The organism is Vibrio sagamiensis NBRC 104589, assembly GCF_007990935.1.
GTDB lineage: Bacteria > Pseudomonadota > Gammaproteobacteria > Enterobacterales > Vibrionaceae > Vibrio > Vibrio sagamiensis.
In genome coordinates this window covers 1-1,718 of record NZ_BJXJ01000114.1, presented here as the reverse complement: position 1 = coordinate 1,718, position 1,718 = coordinate 1, and the positions used below count along the sequence as shown (strand labels likewise).

General features: G+C 35.3%; 2 protein-coding genes. Both read right to left on the bottom strand.

Features of this window, described 5'->3' with window-relative positions; genetic code table 11:
• Nucleotides 1–544, bottom strand: a 544-nt coding sequence (locus tag VSA01S_RS19660; protein ID WP_147052793.1) for a hypothetical protein, incomplete at its 3' end; no start/stop codon positions are given.
• 152 nt (nt 545–696) lie between these two features.
• The coding region (locus VSA01S_RS20130; RefSeq protein ID WP_186810641.1) for a hypothetical protein at nt 697–1,718 on the bottom strand (1,022 nt) is incomplete at its 5' end.

The following is a 1,718-nucleotide window of genomic DNA, read 5'->3' as shown; positions in this document are numbered from 1 at the left end:
GCCGTTGACGATCAAAATAAAGGTCTGCCATTCGTGGAATACGAAGGAAAAGAATGGTAGCGGTTAAAGAAATTATAAATAAAAATACTAAAATAATAAAATCCCGATAAAGTCCATTTTTGGAAGTTTCCAAACCATAAGTCATAATCGCATTTATGTATTCTTTTAATGAACTCTTTCCATCCTCTCCAATCATAGCATCATAATAAATAAATTGATCTTCAATCAACTGACCTCTTTCACGTTTTTTTTGGTTTATTTCGATCATTTCATGAGCAACTTCAATTTCAGCTTCGGATGGCCAGAAGGAACTTCCCATAGAAAGGAACAATCCCCAGAATGCCAACACAAAAGGGGCAATATAGACAAATCTTGCAATATGCATAGGAGAAGATATTGCTAATGTTTTGTCGTCCACTAAGCTAATTGAGCTTTTGGGGTCATCATAGGCTTCCAATGCGAACGTTTTATAAAGCCATTCTCTTAGCTCAATGAATTTTATGGCTTTACCATAAATACCCGATTTATTTCTTTTATTTGTCATTACATCACTATATTGTCTATCAAATCAAAATGACTTGTTCGAGTTAATCACATTAGGTAAAAGCGAAAACGTCCTACATGTTGAACAAAAGGCATAGAGCGGCCAAACCGCCGCTCTATTTCTGATTTTAATTCAAAGTAAATCTAATGACTTTAAAATAGGTGTTTAGTATAAAGCTCTGGCAATTCATGATCACGCTTTAAAAGTTCTGCTAATTGATGCTCAAAATTCTCTGGTTTTTCATCAACACGAAGATAATACCGGTAGTACTTATCTGGTTCACACTCAAATCGCTCACCTGTGATCACTGCGCTTTTTCCTTTGTCCATAAAGTTAAATATTATTGCCATGAGCTCCGTATTATCATCTTCGGAGTTAAAATGTATACGACCTGTCGGCTGAACCATACAGTCTTTAAACCAATATTGTTTCTTTTTATGTTTTGCATAAAAAACGAAATAAAGACCTAATGATACTTCACGGTAACCTAAGTTTTGAAAATGACAAGCCAAAACTTTACCAAAAGACCAAGTGTATACGATCTGTCGACGGCGATCGAAGTAGATATCTGCCACACGGGGAAAACGGAGAAAAAGTACCGTACTCACTACAGATATAATCAAAACAATTAAAGCAATAATCATATCTTGGTAAAGCGATACTTTTCTTTCTTCAAATCCATACTGCATAGTAGCATTAATATACTCGAACAAAGAACTTTTTCCGTCATCACCAACCATAGCCTCTAGGTAATGGTAATATTCCTCATCAATAAGTTTTTCATTATTTGCTAATAACTCTTTTTTCAGCTCAACTTTATAGTTCGCATACTCAACTTGAGCTTCACTTGGCCAAAATGAGGTATTACATATATAAAAAAGGAAAAGCCAAACACCTAATATCCAAGGGGCTAAATAAAAAAACCGAGCCTTATGAAAAGAAGAGCTTATTGCCAATGTGGTATCATCAACCAACGTAATCGAATTCCTTGGATTATCAGTAGCACCCAATGAGACTCTGTCATTTATCCATTCTCGCAATTCTATAAAGCGCTTGAGGTATCTTGTCGACCTAAAAGGTTTATTTTTATTTCTACTTTCTCTCATTAGAGTATCTGCCCATCTTTCATTCCAATCGTTGTCAGCGGCTTTGTTTCCGTATTCAACCCATCCTG